General features: G+C 70.6%; 12 protein-coding genes. 7 read left to right on the top strand and 5 right to left on the bottom strand.

All coding sequences use genetic code 11. The features are described from left to right. Positions 1 to 8 precede the first annotated feature (8 nt). Genes G6N10_RS18225 through G6N10_RS18240 form a run of 4 tightly spaced genes read right to left on the bottom strand, consistent with a single transcriptional unit; the run spans position 9 to position 6,439 of the window. Positions 9 to 1,988: an acetyl/propionyl/methylcrotonyl-CoA carboxylase subunit alpha gene (locus G6N10_RS18225; protein WP_085099051.1), complete on the bottom strand. Its 1,980-nt coding sequence runs from the start codon at positions 1,986 to 1,988 to the stop codon at positions 9 to 11. 10 nt (positions 1,989 to 1,998) lie between these two features. Then, positions 1,999 to 3,594, bottom strand: coding sequence for an acyl-CoA carboxylase subunit beta (locus tag G6N10_RS18230; RefSeq protein WP_085099054.1), 1,596 nt, complete (start codon positions 3,592 to 3,594; stop codon positions 1,999 to 2,001). Beyond that, positions 3,591 to 4,748, bottom strand: coding sequence for an acyl-CoA dehydrogenase family protein (locus G6N10_RS18235; RefSeq protein WP_085099057.1), 1,158 nt, complete (start codon positions 4,746 to 4,748; stop codon positions 3,591 to 3,593). The genes G6N10_RS18230 and G6N10_RS18235 overlap by 4 nt, the downstream gene beginning before the upstream one ends. Beyond that, positions 4,745 to 6,439 carry an acyclic terpene utilization AtuA family protein gene (locus G6N10_RS18240; protein ID WP_109750588.1) on the bottom strand — a complete coding sequence of 565 codons (1,695 nt, stop codon included), beginning with the start codon at positions 6,437 to 6,439 and terminating at the stop codon, positions 4,745 to 4,747. Before G6N10_RS18240 ends, G6N10_RS18235 begins: the two co-directional genes overlap by 4 nt. Positions 6,440 to 6,666: 227 nt before the next feature. Between G6N10_RS18240 and rpmF the strand changes: the two genes are divergently transcribed. From rpmF to G6N10_RS18275, 7 genes are all read left to right on the top strand, one after another. Beyond that, positions 6,667 to 6,840 (top strand): 50S ribosomal protein L32, encoded by a 174-nt coding sequence (rpmF, locus tag G6N10_RS18245; protein ID WP_085099163.1) that lies wholly within the window; start codon positions 6,667 to 6,669, stop codon positions 6,838 to 6,840. Between the two features lie 74 nt (positions 6,841 to 6,914). Continuing rightward, entirely contained in the window at positions 6,915 to 7,601 is a 687-nt protein-coding gene (locus G6N10_RS18250; protein ID WP_085099062.1) for a response regulator transcription factor, read from the top strand. A gap of 80 nt (positions 7,602 to 7,681) precedes the next feature. Continuing rightward, positions 7,682 to 9,136 carry a HAMP domain-containing sensor histidine kinase gene (locus G6N10_RS18255; RefSeq protein ID WP_085099166.1) on the top strand — a complete coding sequence of 485 codons (1,455 nt, stop codon included), beginning with the start codon at positions 7,682 to 7,684 and terminating at the stop codon, positions 9,134 to 9,136. A gap of 96 nt (positions 9,137 to 9,232) precedes the next feature. Continuing rightward, complete coding sequence (locus tag G6N10_RS18260) at positions 9,233 to 10,624, top strand: S1C family serine protease (protein WP_085099065.1); 1,392 nt, start codon at positions 9,233 to 9,235, stop codon at positions 10,622 to 10,624. Continuing rightward, positions 10,624 to 11,175 carry a MogA/MoaB family molybdenum cofactor biosynthesis protein gene (locus G6N10_RS18265; protein WP_085099067.1) on the top strand — a complete coding sequence of 184 codons (552 nt, stop codon included), beginning with the start codon at positions 10,624 to 10,626 and terminating at the stop codon, positions 11,173 to 11,175. Before G6N10_RS18260 ends, G6N10_RS18265 begins: the two co-directional genes overlap by 1 nt. Before the next feature lie 687 nt (positions 11,176 to 11,862). Continuing rightward, positions 11,863 to 12,519 (top strand): porin MspA, encoded by a 657-nt coding sequence (locus tag G6N10_RS18270; RefSeq protein WP_085099070.1) that lies wholly within the window; start codon positions 11,863 to 11,865, stop codon positions 12,517 to 12,519. A 51-nt stretch (positions 12,520 to 12,570) separates the two neighbouring features. Further along, entirely contained in the window at positions 12,571 to 13,227 is a 657-nt protein-coding gene (locus G6N10_RS18275; RefSeq protein WP_085099073.1) for a porin MspA, read from the top strand. Here the strand turns inward: G6N10_RS18275 and G6N10_RS18280 are convergent. Next, positions 13,200 to 15,491, bottom strand: a complete 2,292-nt coding sequence (locus G6N10_RS18280) for a SulP family inorganic anion transporter (protein ID WP_085099076.1) — start codon at positions 15,489 to 15,491, stop codon at positions 13,200 to 13,202. The two genes, G6N10_RS18275 and G6N10_RS18280, sit on opposite strands and share 28 nt — an antisense overlap. Between the last annotated feature and the right edge of the window lie 78 nt (positions 15,492 to 15,569).

The following is a 15,569-nucleotide window of genomic DNA, read 5'->3' on the forward strand; positions in this document are numbered from 1 at the left end:
GTTGTGGGTCAGTTGTCCGGTTCGCTGACGACGGCCAGCACGGTGCCGACATCGACCTGCTGGCCGGCTATCACGTTGAGTTCTTTCAGCACACCGTCATTCGGTGCGGTGAGGGTGTGCTCCATCTTCATTGCCTCCAGCCACAGCAGCGGCTGTCCGGCGGTCACCGCATCGCCGGCCTCGGCAGCGATCCGGATGACCACCCCGGGCATCGGGGCCACCAGCGACCCCGCGGCCAGTTGGGAACCCGGCTCGACGAACCGTGGCACCACGGCGAATTCCACGCCGCCGGTGGGCGAGTCGACGAACACCGCGTCGCCGTGGCGGCGGACGTCGAAGGCCGTCTCGGCGGCCGCGGCGCCGGCGTCGACGGCCAGCACCACCCGATCCGGGCCGGCCGCGACCACCCGCACGCCCTCGTCGTCGGGCAGCGCGATCGCGGTGCGGGTGTAGCGGTAGCCGACCCGGTATTCGGTCTGCTCCGGCCCGGCCAGCCGGAAGGTTTTGTGCTGGTCGGCGGAAACGACGTTGCGCCAGCCGGACCGGATGCCCGGCAGCGCGGTGGCCACCGCCCGGTTGTGCTCGGTTTCGGCGATCGCGGCGGCCACCGCCGCCAACCGAACCGCGGCCTCGTCGAGCAGCGGCGCGGCCAGCGCAGGCAGACCGTGGCTGTCGAAGAATGCGGTGTCGGTGTCACCGGCCAGGAAGCCCCGGTGGCGCAGCACGTTGACCAGCAGATCCCGGTTGGTGCGCACCCCGTGCAGCCGGGTGCGGGCCAGCGCGTCGGCCAGCAGCAGTGCGGCGGTGCGCCGGGTGGGGGCATACGAGATGACCTTGGCCAGCATCGGGTCGTAGTGGATGGACACCGCCGAGCCGGTGACGATGCCGCTGTCCAGCCGGATCTCGGTGCGCCCGGTGCTGTGGAATTCGGTTGCCGCGGCGGGGACCTCGAAGTGCTCGACGGTGCCGGCCTGCGGCTGCCAGTGCTGCGCGGGATCCTCGGCGTAGAGCCGCGCCTCGATGGAATGCCCGCGCGCGGCCGGCGGCTGCGACGGCAACCGCTCGCCGTCGGCGACCTGGATCTGCAGTTCGACGAGGTCCAGCCCGGTGGTGGCCTCGGTGACCGGGTGCTCCACCTGCAGCCGGGTGTTCATCTCCAGGAAGAAGAACTCGCCGTCGTCGTCGGCGAGGAACTCCACGGTGCCCGCCCCGGTGTAGCCGATCGCCTCGGCGGCCAGCCGGGCCGCCTGGAACAGCCGCTCCCGCATCCCGTCGATCCGCTCGACCAGCGGGGACGGCGCCTCCTCGATGACCTTCTGGTGCCGGCGCTGAATCGAGCATTCCCGTTCGCCGACCGCCCACACCGTGCCGTGGGTGTCGGCCAGCACCTGTACCTCGACGTGATGGCCGGTCGGCAGGTAGCGCTCGCAGAACACCGTCGGATCGCCGAACGCGGATGCGGCCTCGCGGCCGGCGGCGGCGACCTCCTCGGCCAGCGCGCCGAGCTCGGTCACCACCCGCATGCCGCGGCCGCCGCCACCGGCGGACGCCTTGACCAGAACCGGCAGCTGATCGGCGGTGACGGTGGCCGGGTCGAGTTCGGCCAGCACCGGGACGCCGGCCGCGGCCATCATCTTCTTCGCCTCGATCTTGGAGCCCATCGCGGTCACCGCGGCGGCCGGCGGCCCGATCCAGGCCAGCCCGGCGGCGGTCACCGCGTTCGCGAAATCGGCGTTCTCGGAGAGGAATCCGTACCCCGGGTGGATCGCGTCGGCGCCGGAGGCGCGGGCCGCCTCGATCAGCGCGTCGACGTCGAGGTAGCCGCGGATGTCGTCGAGACGGACCCGGGTGTCGGCCTCGGCGACGTGCGGCGCACCGGTGTCGGGGTCGGTGTACACCGCGACGGTGCCCAGCCCGAGCCGGCGGCAGGTGCGGAACACCCGGCGGGCGATCTCCCCGCGGTTGGCAACCAGAACTTTGCTGATCATGACGGGGTCCTCACATCCGGAAGACGCCGAAGTTCGACGTCCCCTCGATCGGGCCGCTGGCGATGGCCGACAGGCACATGCCCAGCACGGTGCGGGTGTCGCGGGGATCGATGACCCCGTCGTCGTAGAGCCGGCCGGACAGGAACATCGGCAGCGACTCGGCCTCGATCTGGGCCTCCACCGCCGCCCGCAGCGCGGCGTCGGCCTCCTCGTTGAACGCCTGCCCGCGGGCCTCGGCCGCCGCCCGGCTGACGATCGAGAGCACCCCGGCCAGCTGCGTCCCGCCCATCACCGCGGACTTGGCCGACGGCCAGGCGAACAGGAAGCGCGGATCGTAGGCGCGCCCGCACATGCCGTAGTGCCCGGCGCCGTAGGAGGCGCCGATCAGCATCGAGATGTGCGGCACCGTCGAGTTGGAGACCGCGTTGATCATCATCGAGCCGTGCTTGATCATCCCGCCCTCCTCGTACTCCCGGCCGACCATGTAGCCGGTGGTGTTGTGCAGGAACAGCAGCGGGGTGTTCGATCGGTTGGCCAGCTGGATGAACTGGGTGGCCTTCTGGGATTCCTCGGAGAACAACACCCCGCGGGCGTTGGCCAGGATGCCGATCGGATAGCCGAACACGCTGGCCCATCCGGTCACCAGGGAGCTGCCGTAGAGCGGCTTGAACTCGTCGAAGTCGGAGTCGTCGGCGAACCGGGCGATCACCTCCCGCGGGTCGAACGGGATGCGCAGGTCGGCCGGCACGATCCCGATCAATTCCTCGGCGTCGTAACGGGGTTCGGCGTAGGCCCGCGGGGCCGGGCCGGCCTTGGTCCAGTTCAGTCGGGCCACGATACGCCTGCCGATGCGGATGGCGTCGAACTCGTCGACGGCCAGGTGGTCGGCCAGTCCCGAGGTGCGTGCGTGCATCTCGGCGCCGCCCAGGGATTCGTCGTCGGACTCCTCGCCGGTGGCCATCTTGACCAGCGGCGGTCCGGCCAGGAACACCTTGGAGCGTTCCTTGATCATCACCACGTGATCGGACATCCCGGGGATGTAGGCGCCGCCGGCGGTGGAGTTGCCGAAAACCATTGACACGGTGGGGATCCCGGCGGCCGAGAGTCGGGTCAGGTCCCGGAACATCTGCCCGCCCGGAATGAAGATCTCCTTCTGGGTGGGCAGGTCGGCGCCGCCGGACTCCACCAGGGAAATCACCGGGAGCCGGTTCTCCAGCGCAATCTGGTTGGCGCGCAGTGTTTTACGCAGCGTCCATGGGTTGCTGGTGCCGCCCTTGACGGTGGGGTCGTTGGCGACGATGAGGCATTCGGTGCCCTCGACCACGCCGATCCCGACGATCACCGAGGCGCCGACCAAGAAGTCCGAGCCGTAGCCGGCCAGCGGGCACAGCTCCAGGAACGGGGAGTCCGCGTCGACGAGCGCCTCGATGCGCTCGCGCGCGGTCATTTTGCCGCGCTGCCGGTGCCGGGCGACGTACTTCTCGCCGCCGCCGGCCAGCGTCTTGGCCAGCTCGGTGTCGAGCTCGGCGAGCTTGGCCTCGGCGGCCGCGGCGGCGTCCCGGAAGGCCGGCGAGTCGGTGTCGAGAGCGGAGCGCAGGGCGGTCATGCCTGAAATCCCATCGTCTTGGCCGCGAGGCTGGTCAGGATCTCGGTGGTGCCGCCGCCGATCCCGATGATCCGCATGTCCCGGTATTGGCGCTCGACCTCGGATTCGGCCATGTAGCCCATCCCGCCGAACAGCTGGACGGCCTGGTTGGCCACCCATTCGCCGGCCTCCACCGCGGTGTTCTTGGCGAAGCACACCTCGGTGATCAGGTTCGTCTCGCCGGCGAGTTGGCGTTGCACCACGTGTCGCGAGTACACCCGGGCCACGTCGATGCGCCGGGCCATGTCGGCCAGGGTGTTCTGCACCGACTGGCGCGAGATCAGCGGCCGGCCGAAGGTCTCCCGGTCCCGGCACCACGCCACCGTCAGATCCAGGCAGCGCTGGGCGCTGGCGTAGGCCTGGGCGGCCAGGCCGATCCGCTCGGAGACGAACGCCTGGGCTATCTGCAGGAAGCCGCTGTTCTCCGGGCCGACCAGGTTGCCCACCGGAACTCGCACGTCGGTGTAGGACAGCTCGGCGGTGTCGCTGGAGCGCCAGCCCATCTTGTCCAGCTTGCGGCTGACCGTGAAGCCGGGCGTGCCCTTCTCCACCACCAGCAGGGACACCCCGGCCGCGCCGGGGCCGCCGGTGCGCACCGCGGTCACCACGAAGTCGGCCCGCACCCCGGAGGTGATGTAGGTCTTGGCCCCGTTGACGATGTAGTGGTCGCCGTCGCGGACCGCCCGGGTGGTCAGGTGACCGACGTCGGAGCCACCGCCGGGCTCGGTGATGGCCAGCGAGCCGATCTTCTCGCCGCGCAGCGTCGGGACGGCGAACCGCTCGATCAGCTCCCGATCGCCCGAGGCGATGATGTGCGGCACCGCGATCCCGCAGGTGAACAGCGAGGCGAACACCCCGCCGGGGACACCGGATTCGTGCAGCTGCTCGCACACCACGACGGCGTCGGCGCCGTCCCCGCCGCCGCCGCCCACCGACTCGGGAAACTGCACGCCGAGCAGTCCGGCCGCACCGGCCGCGCGGTGCAGGTCCCGCGGCAGCTCGCCGACGCGCTCCCACTCGACGGCGTGCGGCAGGATCTCCCGCTCGGCGAAGGCGCGCACCGTCTCACGCAGCGCCAGCCGCTCGGGGGTGGTCCAGATGTTCTGAGAACTCAAAGCAGTTCCTCCGGGATGTCCAGGTGCCGACCGCGGAGCCACTCGGCGAGCCCCTTGGCCTGCGGGTCGAATCGGGCGTTGTAGGCCACGCCCCGGCCGAGGATGTCGTCGATGACGAAGTTGACCGCCCGCAGGTTCGGCAGCAACGCCCGGGTGACGCCGAGTTCGGCGGTCTCGGGCAGCAGTTCGCGCAGCCGCTCGACGGTCAGGGTGTGAGCCAGCCAGCGCCACTGGGCGTCGGTGCGCACCCACAGCCCGATGTTGGCCGACCCGCCCTTGTCGCCGCTGCGGCCACCGGCGATCTGGCCCAGCGGAACCCGGCGGGTGCGGCCGGTCGGCAGCGGCTCGGACAGTTCGGGCTCGGCGGCCGGGGCCAGCGGCTGGGTCTGGGTGGCCGGGGCGATATCGGTGCGGGTGCCGTCGGGGTGCACCGCGAGGTGCGGGACCTCGGCGGCGTCGACGTAGCCGGCGGTGTACACGCCGTACACCTGGCCCTCGCCGGGCGGGGCGGTCACGTGGAAGCCCGGGTAGCTGGCCAGCGCGAGTTCGATGCCCGCGCCGGTGAAGGCCCGGCCGACCTTGGCCGGATCGGCGTCGCGGACCGTGCAGTGCAGCAGCGCGCTGGCGGTCTCCTCGGTGTCGGCGTCGGGGTGGTCGGTGCGGGCCAGCGTCCAGTGCATCTCGGCGGGCCGCACGGCCAGCACGTTGTCCAGCTGGCGTTGCAGCAGTTCGGCCTTGGCCTCGATGTCCAGCCCGGTCAGCACGAACGTGACCGAATTGCGGAACCCGCCGATCTCGTTGAGCGACACCTTCAGCGTCGGGGGCGGCGGTTCCCCGACCGCGCCGGTGATCCGCACCCGGTCCGGGCCGTCGTCGGCCAGCGTGATGCTGTCGACGCGGGCGGTGACGTCGGGGTTGGCGTACCGGGCGCCGGTGATCTCGTAGAGCAGCTGCGCGGTGACGGTGCCGACGCTGACCTGCCCGCCGGTACCCGGGTGCTTGGTGATGACGGACGAACCGTCGGCGTGGATCTCGGCCAGTGGAAAGCCCGGATAGGTCAGGTCGGGGACCTCGGTGAAGAAGGCGTAGTTGCCGCCGGTGGCCTGGGTGCCGCACTCGATCACGTGCCCGGCCAGCACCGCCCCGGCCAGCCGGTCGTAGTCGGTGGTCGACCAGCCGAAGTGTGCCGCGGCGGGACCGACGATCACCGACGCGTCGGTGACCCGGCCGGTGACCACGACGTCGGCCCCGGCGTTCAGGCAGTCCACGATGCCCCAGGCGCCGAGGTAGGCGTTGGCGGTCAGCGGGGAGCCCAGGCCCAGTTCGCCGGCCCGGGCGAGCAGGTCGTCGCCCTCCACGTGCGCGACGCTGACGTCCAGCCCCAGTCGGTCGGCCAGCTCCCGGATTCCGGCGGCCAGCCCGGCCGGGTTGAGCCCGCCGGCGTTGGCGACGATCCGCACGTTGCGGTCCTGAGCCAGGCCCAGGCACTCCTCCAGCTGGCGCAGGAAGGTCTTGGCGTAGCCGCGCTCGGGGTTCTTCATCCGGTCCCGGCCCAGGATCAGCATGGTGAGCTCGGCCAGGTAGTCGCCGGTGAGGAAGTCCAGGTCACCGCCGGTGAGCATCTCTCGCATGGCCGAGATGCGGTCGCCATAGAAGCCCGAACAGTTCCCGATCCGCACCGCAGTCGTCACACCCGCTCCCGCCGTAGACGTGGCCGTCGCCGCCAATCCGACGACCCTACCAACCAACCGACCGGTAGATTAGCGGATACCGCTGGTTCCCGGGCGAGTCCCGCGCGGGCGGGGTGGATCGCTGTTTTGGTACCCGCCGACCTGACCCGCTATCGTGATGTACAACTGTCGCCGTTGGCGTGCGTTCATCCCGCCCGACGGATCCTCGAACCAAGGAGATGCACGTCATGGCTGTGCCCAAGCGCCGGATGTCCCGCGCCAACACCCGCTCCCGTCGCGCGCAGTGGAAGACCGAGGCCCCCGGCCTGGTCACCGTGTCGGTCGCCGGCCGGCAGTACAAGGTGCCGCGCCGCCTGCAGAAGGCCGCCCGCCTGGGTCTCGTCGACCTGGACAAGCGCTGATCTCAATTTCGTGACCACCGGAGATCGGCGCGCCTCTTAGTGCGCTCTCAGGTGGTGCGATAACACTGGTTGCCGTGCGAATTCTTGTCGTTGACGACGACCGTGCGGTGCGCGAGTCACTGCGCCGATCCCTGTCCTTCAACGGGTACTCGGTCACGCTGGCCGAAGACGGGGTGGAGGCCCTGGAGGCCATCGCCGCCGACCGGCCCGACGGTGTCGTCCTTGACGTGATGATGCCGCGGCTGGACGGCCTGGAGGTGTGTCGGCGGCTGCGCAGTACCGGTGACGATCTGCCGATCCTGGTGCTGACCGCCCGCGACTCGGTGTCCGAGCGGGTCGCCGGACTGGACGCAGGCGCCGACGACTACCTGCCCAAGCCGTTCGCGCTGGAGGAGCTGCTGGCCCGGCTGCGCGCGCTGCTGCGCCGCACCATGGCCCCCGATCTCGGCGAGGCCGCCGCGATGACCTTCGTCGACCTGACCCTGGACCCGGTGACCCGGGAGGTCACCCGGGGCGAGCGGCAGATCAGCCTGACCCGCACCGAGTTCGCGCTGCTGGAGATGCTGATCGCCAACCCGCGCCGGGTGCTGACCCGTAGCCGGATCCTGGAAGAGGTGTGGGGCTTTGACTTCCCGACCTCGGGTAACGCCCTGGAGGTGTACGTCGGCTACCTGCGGCGCAAGACCGAGGCGGAAGGCGAATCGCGGCTGATCCACACCGTCCGCGGGGTGGGCTACGTGCTGCGCGAAACGCCGCCGTGACGCCCAGGGCCAAGTCGTCGCGCCGCCGGTACTACTACGGCCGGCCGTCGACGACCTCGTTGTCCCTGCGGGCGCGGGTGATGCTGCTGGCCATGTCGATGGTGGCGATGGCCGTGGTGCTGATCAGCTTCGCGGTGTACGCGGTGGTCTCCGCGGCACTCTACGACGACATTGACACCCAGTTGCAGAGCCGCGCCCAGCTGCTGATCGCCAGTGGTTCGCTGGCCGCCGACCCGGGCAAGGCCATCGAGGGCACCGCTTATTCCGACGTCAACGCCATGCTGATCAATCCGGGGCGGTCCATTTACACGGCCAACCAGGAGGGCCAGACGCTGCCGATCGGGGAGCCGGAGAAGGCGGTGATCGGCGGCGAGCTGTTCATGTCCCGGCGGACCGCGGCCCATCAGCGGGTGCTCGCGGTGCACCTGACCAACGGCAGCACGCTGCTGATCTCCAAGAGCCTGGCGCCCACCGAAGCCGTGATGAACCGGCTGCGCTGGGTGCTGCTGGCGGTCGGTGGGGTCGGCGTGGTGATCGCCGCGGTTGCCGGTGGCGCGGTGATCAGGACCGGCCTGCGGCCGGTCGCCCAGCTCACCGAGGCCGCCGAGCGGGTGGCCCGCACCGACGATCTGCGCCCCATCCCGGTGTTCGGCAGCGACGAGCTGGCCCGGCTGACCGAGGCGTTCAACCTGATGTTGCGCGCGCTGACGGAGTCCCGCGAGCGGCAGGCCCGGCTGGTCACCGATGCCGGTCACGAACTGCGCACCCCTTTGACGTCGTTGCGCACCAACGTCGAGTTGCTGATGGCCGCCCAGCAACCGGGTGCGCCGCCGATCGCCGAGGCCGACATGGCCGGCCTGCGCGCCGACGTGCTCGGGCAGATCGAGGAGTTGTCCACCCTGGTCGGTGACCTGGTCGATCTCACCCGTGACGACGCCGGCGGGGTGGTCCAGGACACCGTGGAGATGACCGAGGTGATCGACCGCTGTTTGGAACGGGTGCGGCGGCGGCGCAACGACATCGAATTCGACGTCTCGGTGATCCCGTGGCAGGTGTTCGGCGACCCGGCCGGGCTGTCCCGGGCGGTGCTGAACCTGATGGACAACGCGGCCAAGTGGAGCCCCTCGGGAGGCCGGGTGTCGGTGCGGCTGCACCGCTTCGACGCCGGCCACGCCGAGCTGATCGTGGCCGATCGCGGGCCGGGCATTCCGGAGGCCGAACGCCGACTGGTGTTCGAGCGCTTCTACCGGTCCGACGCCGCGCGGGCGATGCCCGGTTCGGGGCTGGGGTTGGCGATCGTCAAACAGGTGGTGCTCAAGCACGGCGGAGCGCTGCGCGTCGAGGCCACCGATCCCGGTGGCGATCCCCCCGGAACGACTTTCTACGTGCTGCTTCCCGGTCAGCCGGGGCCGCCGATGGCGACCATCACCGAACCGGAGGTGGCCGATGACGGCAAGCGCGGGATTTCCCTGGGGAAGTCATCGGGCCCGCAGAGCGTTGTCTCAGAGGGCTCTCAGTCGTCCCGGGCAGATTGATGGCAACGCGGTTCGCAGCGACGCGAACCCGACACCTGATCAGACGGCCGGATCCAGTCCGGCCGTTTCCGACGTAAAGGATCGGTAGCACCAGTCATGACCAGCGACCCTCGGTATCCGACGCAGCAGTACAACGTGGGTTCGGCGCCGGCACCCGGTCACACCGGCGGCTACCGCGCCGTCGACCCGGGCGTCACCGGCGGCTACCCGCGCCCGGGATACCCGGGCGGCTACCCGCAGACCGGTGCCCAGCCACAGCCCGGCTATGACTGGCGGTACCCCGCCGCCCCGGCCGCCCCCGGCACCCGCGGTGGTAACGACCCGTACCGCCGGCTGCCCCCGCCGCCGCCGAGCGCGTCGCCCGCCCCGCCGCGGCGAGCCGGTGCCGGCAGGGGGGCGCTGTTCGCGGGTGCGCTGGCACTGTCGGTGGTTTCCGCCGGCATCGGCGGCGGAGTCGCGGTGCTGGCTGCCCCGGATCAACCGGCGCAGATCGGCGCCACCGCGGCACCGGCGACCGACGGGGTGGCGCCGGGCCGGCCTGCGGCGAATCTGCCGATCGGCTCGCGGGAACAGGTGGCGGCCAAGGTGGTGCCGAGCGTGGTCAAGCTGGAGACCGACCTGGGCCGGGCCAAGGAGGAAGGCTCGGGCATCATCCTGACCTCCGACGGTCTGATCATGACCAACAACCATGTGGTGGCCGGCGCCAAGGGCGGACCCGGCGGTGCCACCACCTCGGTGACCTTCGCCGACGGCCGGACCACCACGTTCACCGTGGTGGGCACCGACCCGGCCAGCGACATCGCGGTGGTGCGCGCCGCGGACGTCTCGGACCTGACCCCGATCGCCATCGGGCGGTCCGCCGACCTGCGGGTCGGCCAGGACGTGGTGGCCATCGGCTCACCGCTGGGCCTGGAGGGCACCGTGACCACCGGGATCGTCAGCGCGCTGAACCGGCCGGTTTCGACCGCCGGCGATGCGGGTAACCAGAACACCGTGCTCGACGCCATCCAGACCGACGCCGCGATCAACCCGGGCAACTCCGGCGGCGCGCTGGTGAACATGGCCGGCGAGTTGGTCGGGGTGAACTCGGCGATCGCCACCCTGGGGGCGGGGTCCCAGCAGGGCGGTCCGGGTGGATCGATCGGCCTGGGCTTCGCGATTCCGGTGGACCAGGCCAAGCGCATCGCCGACGAGCTGATCGAGACCGGCAGCGCCTCGCACGCCTCACTCGGTGTGCAGGTCAGCAATGACCGCGCCGTCAGCGGCGCCAAGGTCGTCGAGGTGGTGCCCGGCGGCGCCGCCGCCGGCGCCGGCATGCCGGCCGGTGTGGTGATCACCAAGGTGGACGATCGCACCATCACCACCTCCGACGCGCTGGTGGCCGCGGTGCGGTCCCGGGCGCCCGGGGAGCAGATCACCCTGACGTTCCAGGATCCCGACGGCAAGTCCCAGACCATGAAGGTCACCCTGCAGAAGGCGGCGAAGTGATGAACCGAGACGGAAATGGCGCGACGCTGTCGGTCGACGGCTATACGGTGACAGCCATGGAACAACCCACCAGCCTGGTCGGCCGGGCCCTGGTCATCGTCGTTGACGACCGCACCGCCCACGGCGAAGAGGATCACAGCGGTCCGCTGGTCGCCGAGCTGTTGGCCGAGGCCGGATTCGTGGTGGACGGCGTGGTCGTCGTCGCGGCCGACGAGGTGGAGATCCGCAACGCGCTGAACACCGCCGTGATCGGCGGCGTCGACCTGGTCGTCTCGGTCGGCGGCACCGGGGTGACCCCCCGCGATGTCACGCCGGAGGCCACCGTCGACATCCTGGACCGGGAGCTGCTCGGCATCGCCGAGGCGCTGCGGGCATCGGCGCTGTCGGCCGGGGTGACCGACGCCGGGCTGTCCCGCGGGCTGGCCGGGATCTCGGGCTCCACCCTGGTGGTGAACCTGGCGGGCTCCCGCCCGGCCGTGCGCGACGGGATGGCGACGCTGAATCCGCTCGCCGCAGCGGTGATCGGACAGCTGTCCAGCCTGGACATGTGAACGCGCGGTAAACTGCAAATGGCGGCCGGGTGCGGCATTTGCGCCGGTCCACGCGCTTTCCGGGGCGACAATCGGCCCGATCCGACGGCCGCGACGGGGTTCGGCGGAGCCAGGTGGGTGTGATGTTCGTCATAGCGGGGGGTGGATCGTGGCCGACGTCGCAGAGCCCGGGCGTTTTCTAGTTAACAAGATATTCGGCTCAAGCGTTCCGCAGAAGTCATCCGATGAGTGTGATCCGGACGGCGCAGCCGACGAAAGTGACCGGGATCGCTGGATGCGGGAAAACCGCCCGCCGCACCATTACTGAGCGGTACGGTGCCGAACCCCCGGTTGTGCTGGCATTTTCGTCCGTCCGCCCAGGGCCGGGTGAACTTCGGCGCAGGTGTGTTCCGACCGGTGTGCGCGGTGGATGTCGGTGTGCCGCGGAGTTCCGGAGAATCGTCAGCAAACTCAATGATTCCTCGAGGCCCGGGTTCGCCGGCCGGGGTACGCGTTGCTGGCCAGTAGGAGCGCCGTTATGTTCCAGATGTCTCCGACGATGAAGACAACGTAAGAGCAACCTGAGGGATTTTCGTTCCGGTGCGCTTACTGCGAGGGCGGTGCCAATATGTGGTGCCAACCACGCGCGACGAGCAACTTCGGTGAACCACCTGGATCGCCGCCGACGGACGGGCTGAGGGAACGTAGATGAGAGCATTCTCGCGGGTGCTGCTGGCGATGGTCATCGCTGTTGGTGCGCTGTTTGTCGGGACGGGGACGTCCTCGGCGGGATTGGACAACTCCAACACGCTGGTCGACGGGACCGGCCGGACCCTGGTGATCGAGCAGTGGGACACCTTCCTCAACGGGGTGTTTCCGCTGGACCGCAACCGGCTGACCCGGGAGTGGTTCCATTCCGGCCGGGCGGTCTATGACGTGACCGGTGACGGCGCCGAGGACTTCGAGGGCGTGCTGGAGCTCGGCTATCAGGTCGGCTTCCCGTGGTCGCTGGGTGTGGGCATCAACTTCTCCTACACCACCCCGAACGTGGCGTTCGACGGCTATACCCCCGGAACGTTCATCTCGACGGAAGGTGGTGCTGACATCATCGGTGGCGGTTTCACCACCCCGCCGCTGTTCCCCGGTGTGTCGATCTCCGCGGACCTGGGCAACGGCCCGGGCATCCAGGAGGTCGCGACCTTCTCCGTGGACATCAAGGGCGCGCACGGCGCGGTGGCGGTGTCCAATGCGCACGGCACGGTGACCGGCGCGGCCGGCGGTGTGCTGCTGCGGCCGTTCGCCCGGCTGATCTCCAACAACGGTGACTCGGTCACCACCTACGGCGAACCCTGGAACATGAACTGACGCCGGCCCTGCCCACCCGGATCGACTGATTGCACCGTAGAAAGACACAGGATGAAAGCCTTGTTGAGGACAGTGGTGGCGATGGTGGTCGCTGTTGGTGCGCTGTTTGTCGGGACGGGGACGTCCTCGGCGGGGATGGACAACTCCAACACGCTGGTCGACGGGACCGGCCGGACCCTGGTGATCGAGCAGTGGGACACCTTCCTCAACGGGGTGTTTCCGCTGGACCGCAACCGGCTGACCCGGGAGTGGTTCCATTCCGGCCGGGCGGTCTATGACGTGACCGGTGACGGCGCCGAGGACTTCGAGGGCGTGCTGGAGCTCGGCTATCAGGTCGGCTTCCCGTGGTCGCTGGGTGTGGGCATCAACTTCTCCTACACCACCCCGAACGTGGCGTTCGACGGCTATACCCCCGGAACGTTCATCTCGACGGAAGGTGGTGCTGACATCATCGGTGAGGGTTTCACCACCCCGCCGCTGTTCCCCGGTGTGTCGATCTCCGCGGACCTGGGCAACGGCCCGGGTATCCAGGAGGTCGCGACCTTCTCGGTGGACATCAAGGGCGCGCACGGCGCGGTGGCGGTATCCAATGCGCACGGCACGGTGACCGGCGCGGCCGGTGGCGTGCTGCTGCGGCCGTTCGCCCGGCTGATCGCCAACACCGGTGACTCGGTGACCACCTACGGCGAACCCTGGAACATGAACTGACGGTTTTCCGGCCCGCCGGCCGCGACGGTCTCTGACCGGTCGCGGCCGGTTGGCGTTGGGTCCAGGATGTCGTCCTCGGTGACCCGCAGCATCCGGCCCGAGCCGATCTCGAAGAACAGCCCGACGATCTCCGGCGGCGGCGTGGCCGTCCGCACCTCCGGGTGCGCCGCGAGCCGGCGCATCTGCAGCGCGACGTTCACCGCGGCCAGCTGATCGACGATCCCGAAGCCGCGCGCCGCACCGGCGCGGGCGACCGGATGCCCGGCGAGCAGGGCGTCCCGGGACGGCAGGGCGGTGCCGATCCACCGGTCGACCGCGGCGTCCTCGCCCCCGCTGCCCCCGCGCTGCCACAGCGCGGACATCGCACCGCATCCGGAGTGCCCGCACACCACCACGGTGTCGACGGCCAGGGTGTCGACCGCGAACGCCAGCGCCGCGTCCAGCGACGGGTCCGCGCCGCGCGGGCCGACCAGGTTGCCGACGTTGCGGACGGTGAGCAGGTCGCCGGGCCCGGTGCCGGTGATGACGTTTGGCACGATCCGGGAGTCCACGCAGGTCAGCAGCAGGGCGTGCGGGTCTTGTCCGCCGGTGAGCTTGGCCAGGTGCGGCTGCAGGGTGTCGGCGTGGCAGCGGTGATAGCGGTCGATGCCGGCCAGCAGCACATCCTTGCCGGTCCGGTGGGTCTCGTCGGGCAGGCTGCTGTGGGTCTGCAGGGGCGCCAGCCCGCGGGTCAGCGCGCTGTGGTCGTGCCGGCGCGGCGGGGCGACGCGGGCCGCGTCGAGCACCGCCGCACCGATGTCGTCGATGTACACCGCGCCGCCGGCGGCCTCGTGCTGGCGGCGCCAGTCGTCGATCACCTCGAAGGCTGCGTGGTCGAGGAAGTCCACGGTGAGATCCACCGACACCGCGGTGCCGGCCGGGATGCCCGCCAGCGCGCCGCTCAGCCGCGGCAGCGCGAGGAAGCTCGCGGTGCCCTCCACCACGACGTGCCAGCACCGCCCGCCGGTCCCGGCGACAGGTTCGGCGTGCACCGAGGCGCGGGCCGAACGCCAGAGCACCAGCATGATCGCGACGGCCAGCCCGGCCAGCACACCCTGCAGCAGGTCCAGCAGCAGCACGCCCGCAACCGTCACCAGGTACACCACCAGGTCACCGGTGCGGTGCGCCAGCCGCACGTGCGCCATCTTGACCAGCTGGATGCCGATCACGATCAGCAGGCCGGCCAGCGCGGCCCGGGGGATCTGCGCGATGCCGCCGGCGAAGAACAGCGTGAACAGCAGCACCCACACGCCGTGCAGGATCGTTGCCGCCCGGGTCCGGGCGCCGGCGGTCACGTTCGTCGCGCTGCGCACGATCACCCCGGTCACCGGCAGGCCGCCGAGCAGGCCCGAGGCGGTGTTCGCCGCGCCCTGACCGATCATCTCGCGGTTGAGATCCGACCGGGGACCGGTGTGCATCTTGTCCACCGCGACGGCCGACAGCAGCGATTCCACGCTGGCGATCAGCGTGATGGTCAGCACGGCGCCGATGAACGCCAGCCACATCGTCGAATTGGGCAGCGTGGGCAGCCCGATCGCGTCGAGCAGGGATCCGCTCAGATCGAGCCGCTCGACCGAGAGCGGGGCGATCAGCGACAGCACGGTCGCCGCCAGCACCGCGACCAGCGCCCCGGGCACCCTGCGCGCCGGCGCGGGCAGGTACTTCCAGGCCAGCATGATGACGATCACCGCGGTGCCCACCAGCACGTCGGCCGGGTGGGCGGCGGCCAGCGCCGCGGGCAGGGTGACGATGTTGTCCCACACCCCGGGCGCCGAGGCGCCGCCGAGCAACACGTGGATCTGCTGGAACGCGATGGTCAGGCCGATGCCGGCGAGCATCGCGTGCACCACGATCGGGGAGATGGCCAGCGCGGCGGTGGCGACCCGACTGAGCCCGAGCAGGATCTGCAGCAGACCGGCGCCGACGGTGATCGCCGCGGTCGTCGCCCAGCCGAACGTCGCGATCATCTCCGCCACCACCACGGTCAGCCCGGCGGCCGGGCCGCTGGCCAGCAGCGGGGAGCCGCCGAGCGCGCCGCCGACGATGCCGCCGACCACGGCGGCGATCAGGCCCGCCATCAGCGGCGCCCCGGAGGCCACCGCGATGCCCAGCGACAGCGGCAGCGCAACCAGGAAGACGACGATCGACGCGGGCAGATCGTGGCGCGCGAGCAGGTTGAGGCGGCGGCGAAGGGACGGCGCTGGGTGCCCGGTGGTGGTGTTCACTGCTCCACTATCGGAGGCCCATGTGGCGAGACCTGCCGGGAAATCATGACATTTCTGTGACACCGCTCCGGCGGTTCT

Origin of the sequence: Mycolicibacterium fallax (assembly GCF_010726955.1) — a bacterium.
GTDB classification, from domain to species: domain Bacteria; phylum Actinomycetota; class Actinomycetes; order Mycobacteriales; family Mycobacteriaceae; genus Mycobacterium; species Mycobacterium fallax.